Source organism: Glaciecola punicea ACAM 611, assembly GCF_000252165.1.
Taxonomy (GTDB): domain Bacteria; phylum Pseudomonadota; class Gammaproteobacteria; order Enterobacterales; family Alteromonadaceae; genus Glaciecola; species Glaciecola punicea.
The window spans coordinates 25,309-44,950 of the sequence record NZ_BAET01000002.1; the positions used below are offsets into that span (position 1 = coordinate 25,309).

At 44.3% G+C, this 19,642-nt stretch carries 21 protein-coding genes; 5 read left to right on the forward strand and 16 right to left on the reverse strand.

The genetic code is table 11. The features are described 5' to 3' along the window. Positions 1 to 47: 47 nt before the first annotated feature. A complete protein-coding gene (gene mrcB, locus GPUN_RS00115; protein WP_006002155.1) occupies positions 48 to 2,402 on the reverse strand; it encodes a penicillin-binding protein 1B in 2,355 nt (784 codons plus the stop codon). 318 nt (positions 2,403 to 2,720) lie between these two features. Here mrcB and GPUN_RS00120 point away from each other — a divergent pair, with 318 nt between their 5' ends. The 4 genes from GPUN_RS00120 (at position 2,721) to GPUN_RS14090 (ending at position 7,455) form a co-directional block, all read left to right on the forward strand. Continuing rightward, positions 2,721 to 4,013: a lytic murein transglycosylase gene (locus tag GPUN_RS00120; protein ID WP_006002157.1), complete on the forward strand. Its 1,293-nt coding sequence runs from the start codon at positions 2,721 to 2,723 to the stop codon at positions 4,011 to 4,013. Positions 4,014 to 4,062: 49 nt separating this feature from the next. Then, positions 4,063 to 4,914, forward strand: a complete 852-nt coding sequence (purU, locus tag GPUN_RS00125; RefSeq protein WP_040519890.1) for a formyltetrahydrofolate deformylase — start codon at positions 4,063 to 4,065, stop codon at positions 4,912 to 4,914. Positions 4,915 to 5,038: 124 nt separating this feature from the next. Continuing rightward, on the forward strand, positions 5,039 to 7,225 hold the full coding sequence (locus GPUN_RS00130) for a M3 family metallopeptidase (RefSeq protein ID WP_006002164.1): 2,187 nt from the start codon (positions 5,039 to 5,041) through the stop codon (positions 7,223 to 7,225). A gap of 83 nt (positions 7,226 to 7,308) precedes the next feature. Continuing rightward, positions 7,309 to 7,455 (forward strand): type II toxin-antitoxin system prevent-host-death family antitoxin, encoded by a 147-nt coding sequence (locus GPUN_RS14090; RefSeq protein ID WP_141567178.1) that lies wholly within the window; start codon positions 7,309 to 7,311, stop codon positions 7,453 to 7,455. Here GPUN_RS14090 and GPUN_RS14435 read toward each other — a convergent pair. From GPUN_RS14435 to rpsJ, 14 genes are all read right to left on the reverse strand, one after another. Beyond that, complete coding sequence (locus GPUN_RS14435; protein ID WP_006002166.1) at positions 7,405 to 7,572, reverse strand: hypothetical protein; 168 nt, start codon at positions 7,570 to 7,572, stop codon at positions 7,405 to 7,407. The two genes, GPUN_RS14090 and GPUN_RS14435, sit on opposite strands and share 51 nt — an antisense overlap. Positions 7,573 to 7,644: 72 nt before the next feature. Then, positions 7,645 to 9,090: a 3-deoxy-D-manno-octulosonic acid transferase gene (locus GPUN_RS00135; RefSeq protein ID WP_006002168.1), complete on the reverse strand. Its 1,446-nt coding sequence runs from the start codon at positions 9,088 to 9,090 to the stop codon at positions 7,645 to 7,647. Continuing rightward, positions 9,090 to 10,058: a GTP 3',8-cyclase MoaA gene (moaA, locus tag GPUN_RS00140; RefSeq protein ID WP_040519892.1), complete on the reverse strand. Its 969-nt coding sequence runs from the start codon at positions 10,056 to 10,058 to the stop codon at positions 9,090 to 9,092. Before moaA ends, GPUN_RS00135 begins: the two co-directional genes overlap by 1 nt. A 178-nt stretch (positions 10,059 to 10,236) precedes the next feature. Then, positions 10,237 to 10,494 (reverse strand): 30S ribosomal protein S17, encoded by a 258-nt coding sequence (rpsQ, locus tag GPUN_RS00145; RefSeq protein WP_006002171.1) that lies wholly within the window; start codon positions 10,492 to 10,494, stop codon positions 10,237 to 10,239. Position 10,495: 1 nt separating this feature from the next. After that, positions 10,496 to 10,687 carry a 50S ribosomal protein L29 gene (rpmC, locus tag GPUN_RS00150; RefSeq protein ID WP_006002172.1) on the reverse strand — a complete coding sequence of 64 codons (192 nt, stop codon included), beginning with the start codon at positions 10,685 to 10,687 and terminating at the stop codon, positions 10,496 to 10,498. Then, positions 10,687 to 11,100: a 50S ribosomal protein L16 gene (rplP, locus tag GPUN_RS00155; protein ID WP_040519839.1), complete on the reverse strand. Its 414-nt coding sequence runs from the start codon at positions 11,098 to 11,100 to the stop codon at positions 10,687 to 10,689. Before rplP ends, rpmC begins: the two co-directional genes overlap by 1 nt. 2 nt (positions 11,101 to 11,102) lie before the next feature. Next, positions 11,103 to 11,807 (reverse strand): 30S ribosomal protein S3, encoded by a 705-nt coding sequence (gene rpsC / locus GPUN_RS00160; protein WP_006002174.1) that lies wholly within the window; start codon positions 11,805 to 11,807, stop codon positions 11,103 to 11,105. Positions 11,808 to 11,816: 9 nt separating this feature from the next. Then, positions 11,817 to 12,149: a 50S ribosomal protein L22 gene (gene rplV / locus GPUN_RS00165; protein WP_006002175.1), complete on the reverse strand. Its 333-nt coding sequence runs from the start codon at positions 12,147 to 12,149 to the stop codon at positions 11,817 to 11,819. Between the two features lie 12 nt (positions 12,150 to 12,161). Next, entirely contained in the window at positions 12,162 to 12,437 is a 276-nt protein-coding gene (rpsS, locus tag GPUN_RS00170; protein WP_040519841.1) for a 30S ribosomal protein S19, read from the reverse strand. A 15-nt stretch (positions 12,438 to 12,452) separates the two neighbouring features. Next, on the reverse strand, positions 12,453 to 13,277 hold the full coding sequence (rplB, locus tag GPUN_RS00175) for a 50S ribosomal protein L2 (protein ID WP_006002177.1): 825 nt from the start codon (positions 13,275 to 13,277) through the stop codon (positions 12,453 to 12,455). A gap of 11 nt (positions 13,278 to 13,288) precedes the next feature. Then, entirely contained in the window at positions 13,289 to 13,588 is a 300-nt protein-coding gene (gene rplW / locus GPUN_RS00180) for a 50S ribosomal protein L23 (RefSeq protein ID WP_006002178.1), read from the reverse strand. Next, positions 13,585 to 14,190, reverse strand: a complete 606-nt coding sequence (gene rplD, locus GPUN_RS00185; protein ID WP_006002179.1) for a 50S ribosomal protein L4 — start codon at positions 14,188 to 14,190, stop codon at positions 13,585 to 13,587. The genes rplW and rplD overlap by 4 nt, the downstream gene beginning before the upstream one ends. A 14-nt stretch (positions 14,191 to 14,204) precedes the next feature. Beyond that, positions 14,205 to 14,843 carry a 50S ribosomal protein L3 gene (gene rplC / locus GPUN_RS00190; RefSeq protein WP_006002181.1) on the reverse strand — a complete coding sequence of 213 codons (639 nt, stop codon included), beginning with the start codon at positions 14,841 to 14,843 and terminating at the stop codon, positions 14,205 to 14,207. Positions 14,844 to 14,861: 18 nt separating this feature from the next. Further along, positions 14,862 to 15,173, reverse strand: coding sequence for a 30S ribosomal protein S10 (rpsJ, locus tag GPUN_RS00195; RefSeq protein WP_006002183.1), 312 nt, complete (start codon positions 15,171 to 15,173; stop codon positions 14,862 to 14,864). Positions 15,174 to 15,746: 573 nt separating this feature from the next. Between rpsJ and GPUN_RS00200 the strand changes: the two genes are divergently transcribed. Then, entirely contained in the window at positions 15,747 to 17,975 is a 2,229-nt protein-coding gene (locus tag GPUN_RS00200) for a GspE/PulE family protein (RefSeq protein ID WP_006002185.1), read from the forward strand. Positions 17,976 to 18,007: 32 nt separating this feature from the next. Here GPUN_RS00200 and GPUN_RS00205 read toward each other — a convergent pair whose 3' ends face one another. Then, complete coding sequence (locus tag GPUN_RS00205; RefSeq protein ID WP_006002187.1) at positions 18,008 to 19,441, reverse strand: helix-turn-helix domain-containing protein; 1,434 nt, start codon at positions 19,439 to 19,441, stop codon at positions 18,008 to 18,010. Between the last annotated feature and the right edge of the window lie 201 nt (positions 19,442 to 19,642).

The following is a 19,642-nucleotide window of genomic DNA, read 5'->3' on the forward strand; positions in this document are numbered from 1 at the left end:
TGCAATGGTGCAAGTGCCCTATCTTGAACATTTATGGTGCGCCTATGCTAAGGACCAAATAAACGCTCCCACCACGACTTTTTACCCTCGGTGGGTTGAATAACAGGTTTGGGTTGACTAAGGCAGCCGCTTGGCTCGCCCAAGGCAGACTTAATCGCTGGCACACTAATCACGTCAGGGCAGCCTGGCAGTGTTTGCTCGCCCGTAACTTGATTGAAATGGGCGATCGTTAAGCTACGCGGAAACCGTCTTACCAAGGTTTTTGGCGACTGCTGCTTTTGCAGGGCTATAAATATAGGTAAAGCACCCGTTGCACCCGACATATTAATAGGCGTGTTGTTGTCATTACCAAGCCATACAGTGGTCACTAGGTTTCGGTCGAAACCTGAAAACCAGCTGTCACGGTAGTCATCGGTGGTGCCGGTTTTTCCTGCCATATTAATGTTAGGAAACTCAGCTTTTATGCGTCTAGCAGTGCCGTGGGTAGTCACTTTATGCAACGCGTAGTTGACTAAATAAGTCGCGTCTTCGTTAGCCCGTATTTGCTCACGATTGGTACGTTTCCATAAAAGCTGGTCTTTATGTGTGGTAACCGCATACAACGAGTACAAAGGCTTGAATACACCGTTGTTTGAGATAGTTTGATACACCTGATTCACCTGCAGTGGCGAAAGCTCCACCGCGCCTAATGCAACCGACGGAAGCGCTCTTGTTTGGGTATTAGCACCTAGCCTGTTAAGGCTTCGAACTACTTCATCAAAGCCTATTGCTGCGGCCAAGTTTACGCTAGGCACGTTGTATGATTTTATCAGCGCATCGACTAATAATACTTGTCCTCTAAATTCTTTATCGGCATTTTGCGGCGCCCATTTTTTGCCATCGGCATCGTCAAAGGTGATTGGCTTGTCATCTAGCAGCGTGGCTAAGGTAAACTGACTGGGATCTTCAAGCGCGCTTAAAAAAGTTACCGGTTTAATCAGGGAGCCAATAGCCCGCTGCGCTCGCAGTGCTCGGTTAAATCCTGCAAAGGCGGTATTTTTGCCGCCTACTATTGCTCTAATCCCGCCTGTTTTAATGTCTGACATGACCAGTGCCGCTTCTAAATTCGGCTGCTTGTAGGTTTTTGACTTAGCTGAGACTACTTGTGTGACCGCATTTTCTGCCCGTCTTTGGGCGTTTATATCCAGCGTGGTAAAGACTTTTACCCCCGACATTCTCGATTCTTTAGTTTGTACCACTTCGCTAAGCTCTGCGCGCACTTTATCCATAAAAGCAGGGTGCTTACCCGAAGCAAGACTAGGGCTGTCATTTGTTACTAAGGGTCGACTCACCGCCGTTTCATATTCTTGGGGCGTAATTTCACTCGCTTCCAGTAAAAGCCGCAGCACTAAGTCTCTGCGCTTGGTTGTGCGTTCAATATGCCGTTTAGGATCAAAATACGACGGACCTTTAACCAAACCTACCAGCGTGGCAATTTCTTCAATCGCCAGCTCGTTCAAGGGCTTGTTGAAAAAATAGTGGCTGCCCAAGCCAAATCCATGCACCGCTACGGCGCCATTTTGGCCTAAGAACACTTCGTTTATATAGGCGTTTAGAATTTCATTTTTGCTATAGCGTGCGTCAATAACCAAGGCCATGGCGGCCTCTTTAAGTTTTCTGAGATAAGACTGTTCGCGGGTTAAAAACAGGTTTTTCACCAGCTGCTGGGTAAGAGTACTGCCGCCTTGCACCGTTCTGCCGGCGCTTATGTTAGCCATAAGAGCGCGTAAAATAGAAAGAGGCGCGACGCCATGATGCGTGTAAAAGTTTCTATCTTCAACCACCACCAGGCCTGCTTTTAATAGGTAAGGGATGTCGGCGTCAGCCATTAACATGCGGTCTTCGTCTAGGCCGCTAACCAAGCGTGATACCAGCCAAGGCTCTAAACTCGTGCGCGATAAAACATTGCCGTTATCAAGTATTTCAATCCGAGAAATACGGGGGCCTTCCCAGCTTATTTGCATTCTCTGGGCAGGGTATAAAGTATCGGGATAATTAAATTCACGGCGATAAATAACGAGGCTATTGCTGCTTTGTGAGTATTCGCCTAACTCACTAATGGTGGACTTTTTACGATATCCTAGAAAGGAAAGCTCATCCACGACTTCTTGCATGGTAATTTCTTGTTTAACATCCATGGTAAGCGGGCGTGCATATATTTGCGCCGGTACTTGCCACTTATTGCCTTCAAATCTTGGTTTAATTTGCGCGTCTAAATAAACAAGATAGGCCACTACAACTGCAGCAGATAGCAGTATAAGTTTACCAAAATGACGTTTTAACCATTGAAACGGCGTGAAATTAATCCGCTTTTTGTTCACTTGTTTACCTTTTTTTCGCATTTTGTTACCAATATTTGCCATTCTTAGGATGTTATATTACGGTAAAGTTCCCGGATGTTATTCATTGTATGCAACATGATTGAGAACCGCTTGCTGCGCTATACTTTAAGCTGTACCCGCATGAACTGATACGCTATGAAGATAAGGTAATTAAGCTCTTCGTTATGGCTGCATGTTATAAGAGCTTGATCGTCTTATTCACTTTTATTTGATTGTTTAAGGAAGTAATTCTCGGTAGAGTATACCAAGCCTTTGTTACCAATACCTTATCCAAGGATGCGCTTTTTGAAAACTAACTTGAATACATTACCTTGCGTTACACTCGTGGATCAAGCTGCGATGAAGCAGACGCATAAATCTCGCGCTCCATTATCGTTGCACGCCTTATTAAACAAATGTAGTTTTTCGAAACCCATAAATCTATTGAGCGCTATCGCTGTTCTATGCAGTGTGTCTTTTACCACACTCGCCCTTCAAACCCAAGACGTAGCGTCGCTTGTAGCTCAAAACAAGGCCAATTTTGGTCAGTGCCTTGAAGGCAAAAAAGTGGAAGCCCTAAATGCAGGCGTCAGTCAGTCTAGAGTAAATGCTGAGTTTGACGGCTTCACTTTTATTCCACGGGTGATTGAATTAGATCGCAGCCAGCCTGAGTTTGTATCCACCTTCCCTAACTACTTTTCAAAGCGTGTAAACGAGTGGCGCATTACTAAGGGCCGTGAAAAATACGCAGAGCATCGCGAGTTCTTAAGAACATTAACTGACCAGTACGGTATACCAGGTCATTATTTGATTTCATTTTGGGGCCTTGAAACTAACTATGGCGGCTTTAAAGGCACAATGTCAACGCTTGATTCCTTGGCCACCTTGGCCTGTGACGAACGCCGCTCTCGCTTTTTTTCCAACGAGCTGTTTTTAGCCTTAAAGCTGATGGACTCTCAAGACTTAAAGCGTGAAGAGATGCAAGGTTCTTGGGCCGGTGCCATGGGACATACCCAATTTATGCCTACCACCTACACGAATTATGCAATAGACGGCGACGGCGACGGTAAAATAGACTTATGGGAAAGTGAAAAAGATGCCTTAGCATCAGGTGCGAATTTCTTATGGCAGTTAGGCTGGCAACCAGGACTTCGTTGGGGACGTGAGGTGAAACTTCCACAAGGGTTCGACTTTCAGTTAGCTAATAACGAAGTGAAAACCATTACTCAATGGAAAGCGCTGGGTATTGTGAAGGGCGACGGTAGTTCACTGCCTAACAGTGACATAGAGTCACGCTTACGGGTGCCTGCGGGTCATCAAGGGCCTGCATTTTTAACCTACGCTAATTTTCGCACCATTATGCGTTGGAACAACAGCGAGTTTTACGCCATTGCAGTGGGCCAGTTAGCCAATCAAATCGCGGGCGGTGCAGGTTTGCATGCCACACTGCCTGATTTACCCAGTTTCAAGATAAGTGATATTGTTAAGCTTCAAAACAAGCTTAATGAATTAGGCTATGATGTGGGCGGCGCCGACGGTATTATGGGGCCAGCAACACGCGAAGGTATAAGGCAGTTTCAAGCTCAAAATGGCTTGGTTGCAGACGGTTTTCCAAGCCCTTCTACCGTCGACACGGTGCTAAGCACACGGTAATTACCCCTAGCGATTTTGGAGATGCGTTTTGCCTAGTGCAGAAAATAATATGGATGCAAGTACCTATAGAGTAGTCATAGATTGCCCTGACCAAGTAGGGCTTGTGGCAGCGGTTTCTCAGTTTTTTGCGTCGGTAAACGCAAGTATTCTTGAAGCCAGTCATCATACCGATGTAAAGCTGGCGCGTTTTTTTATGCGCCATGAAATAGCCGCGAATTCGCTCAAGCTAAATCACACTGACTTTAAGCAGGCCTTTGCGCAGCTTGCACAAAAGTATGATATGCGATGGAGCCTCAACAGCTCTCGTTCTAAACCTAAAGTAGCCTTGCTGGTGAGTAAAGAAGAACACTGCTTAAATGATGTGTTACACAGATGGCATACTGGCGAATTAAACTGCGATATTCCCTGTATTATTGGTAACCACAAAAGTATGCAAAAGTATGCTGACTGGTATGAAATACCTTTTCATTATATCGACTTTAGCAACAAGACTGAGGCCTTTGCTCACATTGAGGCGCTTATTCGCGACTACAAAGTTGACTTGACCGTGCTAGCCAGATTTATGCAAATAATCCCGGATGACGTATGCCAGCGCCTTAGCGGTAAAATCATTAATATTCACCATAGCTTTTTACCTTCATTTGTAGGCGCTAAACCCTATCAACAGGCCTACGACAGGGGCGTTAAGCTTATTGGCGCAACCTGCCATTACGTGACCAGTGTACTAGATGAAGGGCCTATTATTGAGCAAGAAGTAATGCGAATATCGCATAGCGACAGCAGCGATGATATGGTCAGAAAAGGTAAGCGATGCGAAATAAACGCCTTAGCTAACGGCCTTCGTTACCATATTGAAGACAGAGTAATTGTATTTGAAAGCAAAACAATTGTGTTTAACTAAGTCAGTCGTATTGCTAATTACAGCATTATAATTAAAGCATTAATCGTATAGTAAAAGCAAAGTGCGCCCATTAATGGTGCTACTTGATAAATCAAAATAAACGTTCATATTTAAGGAAATACTTTTGAAAAAAATAAGTACTAGCCTGCTCGCCGCAAGCATCGTATTGGCATTATCAGCGTGTTCGCCACCGTCTAACAATTCTACAAGTACAGGTTCAAGCATTGAGCAAAGCGCTGCCTCGGCTCAAAGCGCTCAGTACGACAACATTTTATTAGCCGAATTCAAAGGCCCTTATGGCGGCGTGCCTGCTTTTGATAAAATGGATTTGGGCTCACTCAAAGACGCCTTAACCATAGGAATGAAAGAGTCCTTAGCGGAATATAATGCAATAGCGAATAATCCTGAGCCTGCAACTTTCGCCAATACCTTCATTGCCATGGAAAGAGCCGGCAGTGCCCTTAACCGCGTATTCACCTACTATGGCATTTGGAGTTCAAACAAATCAAGCGCCGAATTTAGAGATATTCAACGAGAAATGGCGCCGTTATTGTCGACCTACCGCTCTGAAATATCACAAAATAAAGCGCTATTTGAACGCATAAAAGCAGTGCACGACAGCGATGAGATAAACACGCTCACCATGGAAGAACAGCGCATAGTTACCAATGGCTATCAAGGTTTTGTAAGAGACGGCGCACTATTAAATGATGCGGATAAAAAGCGTTATGCTGCCATTAATCAAGAGCTTTCTTCACTACATACTCAATTTGGCAACAACGTACTGGCAGATGAAGAAAACTACGTTTTATTTTTAGACAAAGACCAGCTAGCAGGACTACCTGATTCTTTCGTTAAAGCGTCAGCCTCTATGGCACAACAGCGTGGCCAAGCCGGTAAGTTCGCAATCACTAACACGCGTTCTTCTATGGATCCATTTTTAACCTATTCAAGCAATCGTGAACTGCGCCAAAAGGTATGGGAAACGTATTATAGCCGCGGCGACAACGCCGATGAATTTGACAACAATGCGCTAATCAAGCAAATATTAAAGCTTCGCCACGAACGCATACGCTTACTCGATTACGACAATTATGCGCAGTGGCGTTTAGAAGATCGCATGGCGAAAACGCCTGAAAACGCGATGAATTTAATGCAGCGCGTATGGCCTTCGGCCATTGCCCGCGTTAAAGAAGAAGTTACCGACATGCAGGCGATAGCCGACGCACAAGGCGCTGACATTACTATACAACCGTGGGACTATCGTTTTTATGCAGAGCAGGTTAGAAAAGACAAGTTTGCGCTAGATTCAGACGAAGTAAAACAGTACCTGCAGCTTGATAACCTGCGCGAGGCTATGTTTTATGTGGCTAATCGCTTGTTTAATTTCGAATTCACGCCAGTACAAGACGGCAAAGTACCGGTGTTCCATGAAGATGTAAAAGTGTGGGAAGTGGCCGACAAAACCAGTGGCAAGTTTATTGGTCTATGGTATTTAGATCCCTTTGCACGTCAAGGCAAACGCTCTGGCGCATGGGCAACCACATATCGTTCGTACACGACATTTGACGGCGAAAAAACGGTTTTATCGTCAAATAACTCTAACTTCGTAAAAGGCGCTGACGGCGAACCAACACTAATATCGTGGGATGATGCCGAGACTTACTTCCACGAATTTGGGCATGCCTTGCATTTCCTTTCAGCAGATGTGGTGTATCCAAGCTCGCACTCAGGCGTTCGCGACTACACCGAGTTTCAGTCTCAGCTGTTAGAGCGCTGGATTTTAACCGACGAAGTCATTAACAATTATTTGGTGCATTATAAAACAGGTGAGCCTATACCAGCCTCTTTGGTTGAAAAGATAAAAGCGGCATCAACCTTCAACGAAGGCTTTAAAACAACCGAATATATGGCCTCGGCAATAATGGATTTACGTTATCACACTACCGATCCAGCCACTATTGAACCTGACAGCTTTGAAACAGAGCAGCTTAAAGCACTCGGCATGCCAGAAGAAATAGTAATGCGTCACCGCTCACCCCACTTTGGGCACATATTCAGAGGCGAAGGCTATGCTTCAGCCTATTATGGCTACATGTGGGCCGAGGTACTCACCTCCGACGCTGCTGAAGCCTTTGCGCAGTCACCGGGTGGTTTCTACGACGAAGAACTAAGTGAACGTTTAGTTAAGTACTTATTTTCCGTTAGAAACGCAATGGAGCCAAGCGAAGCCTACCGTAAATTCAGAGGTCGCGATGCGAAAGTGGAAGCCTTATTGCGCGATAGGGGTTTTCCAGTCGACGGTGAGTAAAATCACCATCGGGAATTTATAAGCCCAGCCTCCAAAAGGAGCTTGCTTACTTTTAGCAAGTTTCGACCTATTGCGGTCATAAGATGAGTGCTCAATCCGAGCCAGTTTGTATTACGAGAAACGGAAAAGAACAGGGCGTGCTTTTGTCAAGCCATGAATATGCAGCCATAAAAAGTCAATTATTGCAGGCTGCCGCCCAAGGAGATCGTGCTAGCGGTATTGGTGGCTAAAACTGCGGTATGCTCATTCAAATTAGCATCCTGAAAATCAAAACTAATATCGTCTGGGCAATAACGTTTGAAGAAATCTCTATCGTAATCCTGACTGCTAAAAACAGTAACTTTCATAAACTATCTTAATTAAATTAGCGCTATGTAATTAGTATATTAAAAGAAATTCTTTCTTGGCGACACTGGGCATTAATTTTTCTGGTCGAGTATGGGCCGCAGTATACTCATGGTGTATTCAACGGCGCCGGCGTTTTTAAGCAGTACTTGCAAGCCTCGTTCACCGTCTTTGGTAGCGTCTTGTGGTCGCGATAGCCAATGTTGGAACACTTCTGTTAGGGCCTGCTCACTGTGGGTCACCATGAGCGCATTTTGTAGGGCAAGATGTTGGCAAATGGAAGGGTTGTTAAAGGTACTGGGGCCCATTGCGATTGGTTTTGCATAGAGCGCCGCTTCTAAAGCGTTGTGACCGCCTTTAGGGGCAAAACTACCGCCAACAAAAGTCACTGTGCATATGCTGTAGCAGGCTTTAAGCCAGCCCATTGTGTCCACTAACAGGCAATCAATTGGCTTTTCTGTTTGCTTTTCTGGGGCGTCTGGTACTGAGACCTTACTTGATACAAATGCCAAACTCGACTTGTCCACACATTTGCCACTTTGCGACACCCTTGCCACATTAAATCCCGTCGCGCGCATCAGATGATGCACGTCCTCGAAGCGATGGGGGTGGCGCGGCACCATAATTAAGAGTAGGTCTTGGTGGCGCTGTTTAAGATGCTTATAAGTATTTAGCAGCATTTTCTCTTCAGGATCATGCGTAGACGCCGCTAGCAATATTGGCCTAGTGCCTAATTTATAATCGCTGAGTATTTGCTTACCTAACGCTTCGTCGGCTAGATTAGGCAATAAATCAAACTTCATATTACGCGTCAGTTTTAGCTTGTTCTTATAAACTCCAAAGGCCACAAAGTTCTCAAACGACTCTGAACTCTGGGCGCAGATCAAGCTAAACTGCCGAAAGGTAGGTCTAAAAAGCCATGAAAATTGTCTGTAGCGGCGCAAAGATTTAGTCGTCATGCGGGCGTTTATAAGTACCACCTGCACGCCTCGTTTAGTGCAAACATGCAGCATATTGGGCCACACTTCAACCTCGGTTATCAAGACCAAACACGGCTTAAGCTTTTTATAGAATCGATTAATAAACAAAGGAATGTCTACGGGTAAATAATTATGCGACACCCTGTCCTTGAACATATTATAGGCGTGAACACCGCCGGTGGTAGATGAAGTGGTCAGCGTAATGGGTATATCGGGATATTCTTGTAATAAAGAATGAATGAGCCCACTTGCCGCGTTAATTTCTCCCACCGATACACAGTGAATATGAATACCGCCGGTTTTGCTTAAATGGCCCACTTTGCCAAACCTTTCCAAAAACGAACGATTTTCAAGCGGCTCTACGTCAGCGTTTGATTTTTTCTTGAATAACAGCAACCCTATGGGCAGCAAACAGCATAGTAGCAGAGTATAGGCATAGCGCGCCATATTGTATATAAGCGACGCATAGGCAGAGACGGGATATTTTTGTGTCATAAATAAGGTGTAATTAGTTGTCGTTGAGCATATTTGAAAAAGCACTAACCGCCTAACATGGCTAAATGCGTAGTGGCGCCGGTTTGTCGTTCGTGTAAAAAATGTGACGCTTTCTTTGTTGCCACGACCGACTGTAAATAAGCAATAAGGTTTTCTCGCTTCTCATCGTTTAGGCCCCAGCGTAAATCGTAACCTTGCTCTCCAAATAAACACAAATGCAGTTTGCCGATAGCCGATACACGAAGCCTGTTGCAGCTATCACAAAACCCAGTTTCATATGGCGAAATTACGCCAACCTTGCCGATATAATTAGGGTGCTGGTACACCTTTGCGGGGCCCGATAGCTTGTCTGTTAACACCCTTGTGAATCCGTTTTCTTGTAACGAAGTTTCAATATTTGAGGCGCGCATATGCTGTTGCTCAAAGAAAATAGGATTGTCGCCTGTTTCCATTAGTTCAATAAACCTGAAAGTAATGGGCTTGTCTTTTATAAATACCAGCACGTTTTTAAGCACGCTGGCATTAAACTGCTTCATTAGCACCAGATTAAGCTTTATTTCTAGCCCAATATTAGCAGCAATTTCAACGCCTTTGAGTATACCCGCTAAATCGCTATAGCCGGTAATAAGTTGGAACTGCTTAGGGTCGAAACTGTCAATACTCACGTTGACACTATTTAGGCCTGCATCTTTAAGCTGTGCGGCCATTTTAGCCAGCCTAAAACCATTCGTAGTAAGCGCTATTTTCTCTACTGCGTCTTGCTTGCGGACAAGGTCGATAACACGTGGGAGATCTGAACGTAGGCAGGGCTCACCGCCGGTGATCCTGACTTTCTTGGTGCCTAACTCGGCAAAAACCGAAACCACCTGCTGTATTTCATCTAGACTCAAAAATCGCTGCTGATGAGATCTCTTATAGCCGTCTGGCAGGCAATATTGACAGCTAAAGTTACACACGTCAGTAACAGAGAGTCTCAAATATTCAAATTGCCGGTTAAATTTGTCTGACAACACCATAGCGCTTAATCATTATCCGAATAAAGTAGTCATTGTTAGAGGTTAACATTTTAATCGTGCCACGGTAAATATTAGCATTTAGTTTTGCACTCTAGTTTATGTCTGTATAGCAGACATAAAAAAAGCGCTATTCATAACAAATAGCGCTTTTTGTGGTGCTTAGAAAAGATCTGCGTTATACGCGGGCTTTTTCTAAAACGTCAACTAACATCCAAGTCTTAGACTTTGACAAAGGACGGCATTCAGTAACAGATACTAAATCGCCTTCGTTACAAACATTAGCTTCGTCGTGTGCATGTAACTTAGTAGAGCGCTTGATAAACTTTCCGTAAATTGGGTGCTTAACAAATCTCTCTACCATAACAGTAATGGTTTTATCCATTTTGTTACTTACCACACGACCTTGGACTGTACGAATTTTTTGTTCAGACATCTTATTCTCCAGCTTTCTGAGTCAATATGGTTTTAACACGTGCAATACTACGACGTACTGTTTTGATTTGGGCAGTTTGTTCTAACTGACCGGTAGAGTTCTGCATACGTAAGTTAAACTGCTCGCGTAGCAAGCTAGTTAACTCAGTGTTTAGTTCTTCTACACTTTTTGCTCTCAGTTCTGTCGTATTCATTACATCACCGTCCGAGTTACAAAGGTGGTTTTAAATGGTAATTTAGACGCGGCCAAAGCAAACGCTTCACGAGCAATTTGTTCTGGTACACCTTCCATTTCATATAAAACACGACCTGGCTGAATTTGGCAAACCCAGTATTCAACGTTACCTTTACCTTTACCCTGACGCACTTCAAGAGGCTTCTGAGTAATGGGCTTATCAGGAAACACACGAATCCAGATTTTACCTTGACGCTTAACATGACGAGTCATGGCACGACGTGCAGCTTCAATTTGGCGAGCAGTCATGCGACCACGGCCAACTGATTTAAGGCCATAGGTGCCGAAACTTACTTTACCACCGGCAACAGCAAGTCCACGGTTACGACCTTTATGCATCTTACGAAATTTCGTACGCTTTGGTTGTAACATGATTAACCCTCTCGCTTAGGATTACGACCTTTCTTCTTCGGTGCAGATGGAGCTGGTTGCTCGTGTGTAAGTGGTAAACCACCTAGCACTTCACCTTTGAAGATCCAAACCTTAACACCAATGATTCCATAGGTAGTTAACGCTTCAGATGTGGCGTAATCAATATCTGCACGGAATGTATGCAATGGTACACGACCTTCACGATACCATTCAGCACGTGCGATTTCAGCACCACCTAAACGACCACTGACTTGAACCTTGATACCTAAAGCACCTAGACGCATTGCGTTTTGTACAGCGCGCTTCATAGCACGGCGAAACATAACACGACGCTCTAACTGGCTAGAGATTGAATCTCCTACTAGCTGTGCATCTAACTCAGGCTTCCGAACTTCGGCAATGTTCACTTGTGCTGGTACGCCAGCAAGCTTAGTGATGTGATTACGTAACTTTTCTACGTCTTCACCTTTTTTACCGATTACTACACCAGGGCGGGCAGTGTGTACAGTGACACGTATGCTTTTCGCTGGGCGCTCGATCACGATTTTTGAAAGTGATGCATTCTTAAGTTCTTTAGTCAGATACTGACGAACTTGATGGTCACTGTATAAATTGTCGGCATACTCTGCTGTATTAGCGTACCAGGTTGATGTCCATGGTTTGCTGATACCCAGGCGTATACCGGTAGGATGAACTTTCTGTCCCATTATCTACTCCTAGTTATCCGCTACAATCACGGTTATGTGACTGCTACGCTTAAAAATACGATCAGCACGGCCTTTCGCCCGTGGCTTAATACGCTTCATAGTTGGGCCTTCGTCAACGAAGATTTTAGACACTGATAAGTCATCAATGTCTGCGCCTTCGTTGTTTTCGGCATTCGCGATGGCAGACTCAAGAACCTTCTTGATTAAACCAGCGCTTTTCTTTGGGCTGTAAGTAAGCACTTCAAGCGCTTTCTCGACGTGTAACCCGCGGATTTGATCTGCTACCAAGCGTGCCTTTTGAGCCGACGTGCGAGCATGACGATGTTTAGCTAATGCTTCCATTTCTTACTCCTCTTATCGTTTGGCTTTCTTATCTGCGACATGGCCGCGATAAGTACGCGTTGGAGCAAATTCGCCCAACTTATGACCAACCATTTCGTCACTGACAAATACAGGAACGTGCTGGCGACCGTTATGGACTGCAATGGTTAACCCGATCATATCAGGGCTAATCATGGAACGACGAGACCAAGTCTTAATTGGTTTCTTGTCTTTCTTTTCCAATGCAGCTTCTACCTTCTTCAGCAAGTGCAGGTCAATGAAGGGACCTTTCTTGAGAGAACGTGGCATGGTGAATCCTCGCTTTTACTTGTTACGACGACGTACGATAAGTTTATCGGTACGCTTATTGCTTCGGGTTTTCTTACCTTTAGTAGGAACACCCCAAGGGCTTACTGGATGACGACCACCAGACGTACGACCTTCACCACCACCGTGTGGGTGGTCAACTGGGTTCATGGCTACACCACGAACAGTTGGGCGAACTCCGCGCCAGCGTGTTGCGCCAGCTTTACCTAGTGAACGAAGCATATGCTCAGAATTACCCACTTCACCGATTGTTGCACGGCAGTCAGACAAGACTCTACGCACTTCACCTGAGCGTAATCGTAAGGTCACATAAGAACCTTCACGCGCTAAGATTTGTGCATATGCACCAGCAGAACGTGCTATTTGAGCACCCTTGCCAGGCTTCATTTCGATCGCATGTACTGTTGTTCCAACAGGCATGTTACGCATAGGCATAGCATTACCGGCTTTAATAGGAGCATCAGCACCAGATTGAACTGCATCGCCTGCTTTAGCGCCTTTAGGCGAAAGCATATAACGACGCTCGCCGTCTGCGTAAAGCACTAGTGCGATATTTGCAGAACGGTTTGGATCATATTCTAAACGCTCAATTTTGGCTGGAATGCCGTCTTTGTTGCGTTTAAAGTCTATCACGCGGTAGTGATGCTTATGACCACCACCAATGTGACGTACTGTAATACGACCTGTATTGTTACGTCCACCAGACTTGCTGTTTTTTTCTAATAAAGGCGCGTAAGGCGCTCCTTTATGTAGATCAGGATTGATTACCTGAACAACATGACGACGACCAGCGGAAGTAGGTTTTGCTTTTAACAATGGCATGTCAAATCCCCTTATTCAGCGCCACCGACGAAGTCGATGTCTTGACCTTCTTTAAGCACAACATATGCTTTTTTCCAGTCGCTGCGTTTACCGAACGACTGACCGTGACGCTTAACTTTTCCTTTAACATTTAAAGTGCGTACGCCTTGAACTTCAACTTCGAAAAGTTTCTCAACGGCCGCTTTAATTTCAGCTTTCGTTGAATCAGGTAACACTTTAAATACAAAAGAATTGTTAGTCTCAGATGCCATAGTCGACTTTTCTGAAACATGAGGTGCTAGTAGCACTTTTAATAAACGTTGTTCGTTCATGCTAATGCCTCCTCAAGTTGCTTAACTGCGTCGGCTGTTATTAATACTTTTTCAAAAGCAATTAAACTAACAGGGTCGATACCTTGAACGTCACGAACGTCTACCTTGTAAAGATTGCGTGAGGCTAAGAACAAGTTCTCATCTACTTCGCTCGTTACAATTAACACGTCTTTAAGTTCTAGTTCATTAAGTTTGGCTATTAGTTCTTTAGTTTTTGGCGCATCTACACCAAACTTTTCAACTACTATCAACCGGTCTTGACGTACCAATTCAGATAGAATGCTCTTAAGCGCTCCACGGTACATCTTTTTGTTTACTTTTTGCTCGAAGTCACGAGGCTTAGCGGCGAATGCGCGACCACCACCAACCCAAATTGGGCTTCGGATAGTACCAGCACGTGCACGGCCAGTTCCTTTTTGACGCCATGGCTTTTTACCACCACCACGTACTTCAGCTCTTGTTTTTTGTGCTTTAGTACCTTGACGAGCACCCGCACCAAATGCAACAACCACTTGGTGAACTAGGGCTTCGTTAAATTCACGACCAAAAGTGGCGTCTGATACTTCAAGAGCGCCTTTGGCGTCTTTCAATGTTAATTCCATCAGTTCACTCCCAGTTACGCTTTGCCAGCTGGCAACACGATCACATCGCCGCCAGTAGCGCCAGGTACGGCACCTTTAATTAACAAAAGGTTGTTTTCAAGATCTACGCGTACAAGTTCTAAAGACTGAGTGGTGATACGCTTGTTACCAAGCTGACCGGCCATTTTCTTGCCTTTAAACACTTTACCAGGTGATTGGTTTTGACCAATTGAACCCGGTGCACGGTGAGACAGTGAGTTACCGTGTGTCATACGCTGAGAACTAAAGTTCCAACGTTTAATTACACCCGCAAAACCTTTACCTTTAGATGTGCCTGCTACATCGACTTTTTTAGTGTCGTTGAAGATTTCAACAGTTAATTCACTGCCTACTTCAATATCAGCACCCTCGTTATCTGCAAGACGAAATTCCCATAGTCCACGACCAGCTTCTACGCCCGCTTTAGCAAAATGACCTGCTGAAGCTTTGTTGACGCGATTTGCTTTCTTGGTACCAGCGGTAACTTGTAGTGCACGATAACCATCGGTGTCCTCAGTACGTAACTGAGTCACACGGTTCGGGGTCGCTTCGATAACAGTCACAGGAATAGAGACGCCATCTTCAGTGAAGATGCGTGTCATACCTACTTTACGACCGATAAGACCAATCGACATTGTTATTACCCTCTTCTATTAGCCTAGGCTGATTTGTACATCAACGCCCGCGGCTAAATCCAATCTCATCAAAGCATCAACTGTTTTATCAGTTGGTTCAATGATATCTACTAAACGTTTATGTGTGCGGATTTCGTACTGATCGCGCGCGTCTTTGTTTACGTGCGGAGAAACCAAAATAGTATAACGTTCCTTGCGGGTAGGTAATGGAATTGGTCCACTAACCTGGGCGCCTGTACGCTTAGCTGTTTCAACGATTTCCGCTGTAGACTGATCGATCAACTTGTGATCAAACGCTTTTAAACGAATACGAATTCTTTGATTTGGCATCGATTAAGCTCCAATCGAAAGAACAATAAAAATCATCTTTTCGTATCCCTTACTTCTCGGTAAAGAGAACTGGGAGAAAAGATGTGCGTAAACCAATGACCTCTTATTGAGGTCCTGTTCATGGGTAGTGTGTATACAAACTTGCAAGTACTTTATGCAAAACTTCGATTGCTAACTAGCAGTTACCTAAAGTAGCGACAAGCGCTGATTGACCTAGATAACCACCCACTACAATGTGCTAAAGACACGCAATTTAACTTAGTGCATCGATAACATTGGGCGCAAAGTATACAGCCTTATTGACTTTTGGCAAGTGAGAATATGAAAAAAATCACTTAGTTCTATTATTGAGGACCCGCAAACTCAAATTTTAAATATTAACGATAACCAGATAAAACCTATACAAGGGTCAGCTTTTATCTCGCATTAATAAAGGTATGCTAACTACTTATCCTAAACATAAAGCAAATACTGCATCAAGAAAAAGCACGCGTTAGCCGATAAACGTCTATATCAAATCTGTTTTAGCGCTTAACAGCACCCTTTTGTAGCATTAAGGAAATTTCTCAGTTTATGGTCGACAGTACGCAACATGCCACTATGCTTCAAACCTTGCACACTCAGTTGAATGAGTCACATAGCTTAATGGCGGCATATCAACGAATAGAACCCTTGATTTTGCGAGTTTTTAACGCTAAGCGCATGTCCTTATTTCAGCGCCGGCTGCAGCATCAAGACTTAGTAGCCCGTTTTAAAACGGGCGAAGAAACGCGCGAAATTAAAGTATCGATGAGTCCGCAGTCTATTGTCGGCTATGTTGCCATAGCGCAGCAAGCCCTCATCATTAACGATCCCTATAACGACGAGCTCCTAGAAAACATACATTCCAGACTACGCTTTGACGAAAAGTTTGATCAGAGCAGCCAATTTAAAACCAATAACATTCTGTGTATACCGGTAATGAACGCGGGTGTGTTAATGGGTGTTATGCAAATAATAAACACCGACAACAGCGCTGGGTTTAGTGACAGCGATCTTAGCTTGGCACTTGCAATAACTGACAAGCTTGGGGATAAGTTCCGATATGAACTTGGCGGCACTAGCAAGCCTTTTGATTACTTAGTGCATAAAAACTTAGTCAGCCGTAAGATTATAGAAGAGCTCAGTCAAGACTCAACCATGAAAGAGTCGGTGCAGCGCCTAATATCGGAACATCACGTTGCTGAGAAAGAGATTGGCACTGCAATAAGCGTGCATTATCAGGTACCGTTTATACCTTACTTTCCTGACAACTATCACTTATATCAAACCGACACTAAGCTCAACCTACCTTACTTGAAGCGTAATTACGTTGCCGTATTAGCCGATATGCGCGATGTACGCGATATGCCTATTGTGCTTATGTCAGAGCCTAACAACGCTTCGCTGCTAATGGAAATAGAAAGTGCATTAGGGATAGATAGTTATGAAATAGCGGTAGGTCTACCCAGTCAAATTTTACAATATTTAGGCGAAAACAGCAGCGGCGCAGGCCCTGGTGAAATGGATGAGATACTCGACGAAATAGGCATCACGGGCGATGACGACGACGGCAATGAAGACTTAGCAGAAGATGCACCAGCCGTTGTTAGGCTGGTGAGTCGAGTACTTCACGACGCAAAAAAACTAAACGCATCTGACATTCATATTGACCCAGAAAAGGGCGCAGCAACACGCGTCAGAATGCGGGTGGACGGCGTGATACGTGACTTCACGCAAGTACCGGCTTCGCATCATAGCGCGGTTATTGCGCGTATTAAAATTATGTCAAGTTTGAATATTGCCGAAAAACGGGTGCCACAAGACGGCAAATTAGCCTTTAAGATGTCTGGGCAAGCGGTAGAAGTGCGCGTTGCCACTATTCCTACTATTGCTGGAGAAGGCGCCGTCATGCGTATTTTGGCTGCAGGTAGCGCCATGCCTATAGGTAAAATGAACCTGTCGAAACGTAATCTTGATATGCTTGAAAACATGGTTAAAAAACCACACGGTATATTATTAGTGGTTGGGCCTACCGGCTGCGGTAAAACAACAACCTTACACGCAATATTAGGCTACTTAAATACGCCGAATAAGAAGATATGGACTGCTGAAGACCCAGTAGAAATAACCCAAGCCGGCCTGCAGCAGGTGCAAGTAAATCCTAAAATCGGCTTTACATTCGCCAATGCACTGCGCGCATTTTTACGTGCCGACCCTGACATTATTCTTATTGGTGAAATGCGCGACAAAGAAACAGCGCATGCAGGGATTGAAGCCTCGCTGACGGGTCACTTAGTGCTGTCGACCCTGCATACAAATTCGGCGCCAGAAACCATTGCGCGTTTATTGGATTTGGGCCTTGATCCTGTTAATTTCTCAGATGCCTGCGTGGGTATTCTAGCGCAACGTCTTATTAGAACCCTTTGCCCAGATTGCAAGAAGGAATATCCGGCCTCACAAAGCGATATGTCTTTTCTTAAACGTCAGTATGGCGATAAGTTCTATGCTGAGTTAGGCTTAGCCGATGAGATAATGCTGTATAAAGCAGCCGGATGTGGCAGCTGCGGTGATAGCGGATATAGAGGGCGAACCGGCGTTCACGAGCTGTTAGCGATGACTGACGATTTACGGGCCTTGGTCTATCAAGAGTCTGCAGCCAGTGAAATGAAAGCTCAAGCGATACTTGACGGCATGAGAACGCTGACCCAAGACGCTGTTTTAAAAATCCTCAAGGGCGACACCGATATTTCTCAGATAAAAATTCTAAGCGGTCACGATTAAGCCTATGTAAGGCATCAAACTTAGCCCACAGCCTAACTAGCCCCTTGCACCGTCATGTATTTAAGCAACATTGATGGTGCAAAGCCAAACTCAAGTTTAAAACACTGCGCAAAATAAGAAGGCGAGCTGAAGCCAGTATCAAGCGCGACATTCGTCACACTGTCACCATTTAACAGCAGGTTTGTTGCCTTGTGTAGCCGAAACTTTCTAAGCGTTTCAACAAAGCCTAAATGATAATGCTGGTGTAACCTTCTTGTCAGTGTTTTATCTGTCATTAACATTATGTTTGCGGCTTGGGGTTTATTAAAAGACTCCTCGCAATAATGGTCTAGCAAAAGTCGATTAAACTTTTTAATAAATCGGCTCGACGCAAGATCACCCACATCTTTTGATGGAGCAGCATAAGTATTATAAGTCGAAATACAATCTTCAACCTGCAGACTTATTTGTGAGTCACTGCTGCAATTTGTTGGTGCATCGTTTTTCTTTGCTTGCGAAAGTGGCGTTGAGGCGCATGAAATTGATGAGGCACTGTTAGGCGCTTGCAGTATTTCATCTTGATCAATCTCGCCTGCTTTGGTGCTTATATTAGTGGCAGTAGGTTTATCCAGAATCGGTAGTTTTAGTGTAATTTTGGTTAAAAACTGACGCGCACTCGTAACCTTTAATGAACCCCCTACTTTGCGAAGTAGGGATTGCATGCTAAGTAAGTTAATCGGGCCATAGAGCTGAGCATAAACTATCTGTGGGCATTGACTAATAGCATTAGCTGCGCTTGAGAGTGCATTGGTAATTGTGTCAGATATGCCAGCCCCATTGTCAGACACACTGACAGTAAATACCTTATCTTCTATAAAAGTGTTGATAAATACTGTTAAATTAGATTTATTATGGTTGTGCTTGAGAGCATTGCTGAGTAGTTCATGAATGGCCTTGCTAAACCAGATTGGGCAGACGCTAATATTTGTGTTGTTAACATCGTCAATATGATTGCTGAAATTGATAGTAACAGGCTTATCCGCTAGCCAGCTTAGCTGCTCAACGATAATGTTGGTGGGCAAACAAACCCAGCTTTCGCTGATGTAATAATGACTTAAGCTAACTTCATAACGACTATGGTCTTCAATAAGCGAATCTAGCACACACCGTGGTGTTATATTATTAGGTGCATTATGGCAAACAGACTTACACTGTTTTGCGCTGCGCAAAGATATGCAAGATTTGTGTGCAGTTAGATTGTCTAGACATAAAAAGCTATACCGCAAGCGCTTGGCAAATACCCCTAGTATAAAAGCCAGAATAGCGGTAACACTCATCATTAAGACGGAAGTGCCTAGACCAAAAAATACAAACTGTGGCAAAAATACTTCGTATTCGACGCCTGTGTCTGCTCGCGCAACACAGGGCGATATATAACATGTGCCGACTACGCATGACACGGCGCCATTCCTTAAAATAAATCTCATACTACATCCTTTTAATACTACTTCCTTTTAATACTACATCCATTGGGCATAAGGATATTAAGTGTTTGTATATTGACGCTTTACGATAATACCTTTTTAAATATTCTCCACTCAATGTATACAATCCACACTTATTGCACAATCAAAAATAGGTCGGCGACTGTCAATTTTCGGACGTTTAAATGTGTTGTTTGTGCTTGT

Coding starts and splice junctions, on each gene's coding strand:
- mrcB (WP_006002155.1), bottom strand. CDS start 2,402: ATGGCAAATATTGGTAACAAAATGCGAAAAAAAGGTAAACAAGTGAAC.
- GPUN_RS00120 (WP_006002157.1), top strand. CDS start 2,721: ATGAAGCAGACGCATAAATCTCGCGCTCCATTATCGTTGCACGCCTTA.
- purU (WP_040519890.1), top strand. CDS start 4,063: ATGGATGCAAGTACCTATAGAGTAGTCATAGATTGCCCTGACCAAGTA.
- GPUN_RS14090 (WP_141567178.1), top strand. CDS start 7,309: ATGAGTGCTCAATCCGAGCCAGTTTGTATTACGAGAAACGGAAAAGAA.
- GPUN_RS14435 (WP_006002166.1), bottom strand. CDS start 7,572: ATGAAAGTTACTGTTTTTAGCAGTCAGGATTACGATAGAGATTTCTTC.
- rpsQ (WP_006002171.1), bottom strand. CDS start 10,494: ATGTCTGAACAAAAAATTCGTACAGTCCAAGGTCGTGTGGTAAGTAAC.
- rpmC (WP_006002172.1), bottom strand. CDS start 10,687: ATGAATACGACAGAACTGAGAGCAAAAAGTGTAGAAGAACTAAACACT.
- rplP (WP_040519839.1), bottom strand. CDS start 11,100: ATGTTACAACCAAAGCGTACGAAATTTCGTAAGATGCATAAAGGTCGT.
- rpsC (WP_006002174.1), bottom strand. CDS start 11,807: ATGGGACAGAAAGTTCATCCTACCGGTATACGCCTGGGTATCAGCAAA.
- rplV (WP_006002175.1), bottom strand. CDS start 12,149: ATGGAAGCATTAGCTAAACATCGTCATGCTCGCACGTCGGCTCAAAAG.
- rpsS (WP_040519841.1), bottom strand. CDS start 12,437: ATGCCACGTTCTCTCAAGAAAGGTCCCTTCATTGACCTGCACTTGCTG.
- rplB (WP_006002177.1), bottom strand. CDS start 13,277: ATGCCATTGTTAAAAGCAAAACCTACTTCCGCTGGTCGTCGTCATGTT.
- rplW (WP_006002178.1), bottom strand. CDS start 13,588: ATGAACGAACAACGTTTATTAAAAGTGCTACTAGCACCTCATGTTTCA.
- rplD (WP_006002179.1), bottom strand. CDS start 14,190: ATGGAATTAACATTGAAAGACGCCAAAGGCGCTCTTGAAGTATCAGAC.
- rplC (WP_006002181.1), bottom strand. CDS start 14,843: ATGTCGATTGGTCTTATCGGTCGTAAAGTAGGTATGACACGCATCTTC.
- rpsJ (WP_006002183.1), bottom strand. CDS start 15,173: ATGCCAAATCAAAGAATTCGTATTCGTTTAAAAGCGTTTGATCACAAG.
- GPUN_RS00200 (WP_006002185.1), top strand. CDS start 15,747: ATGGTCGACAGTACGCAACATGCCACTATGCTTCAAACCTTGCACACT.
- GPUN_RS00205 (WP_006002187.1), bottom strand. CDS start 19,441: ATGAGATTTATTTTAAGGAATGGCGCCGTGTCATGCGTAGTCGGCACA.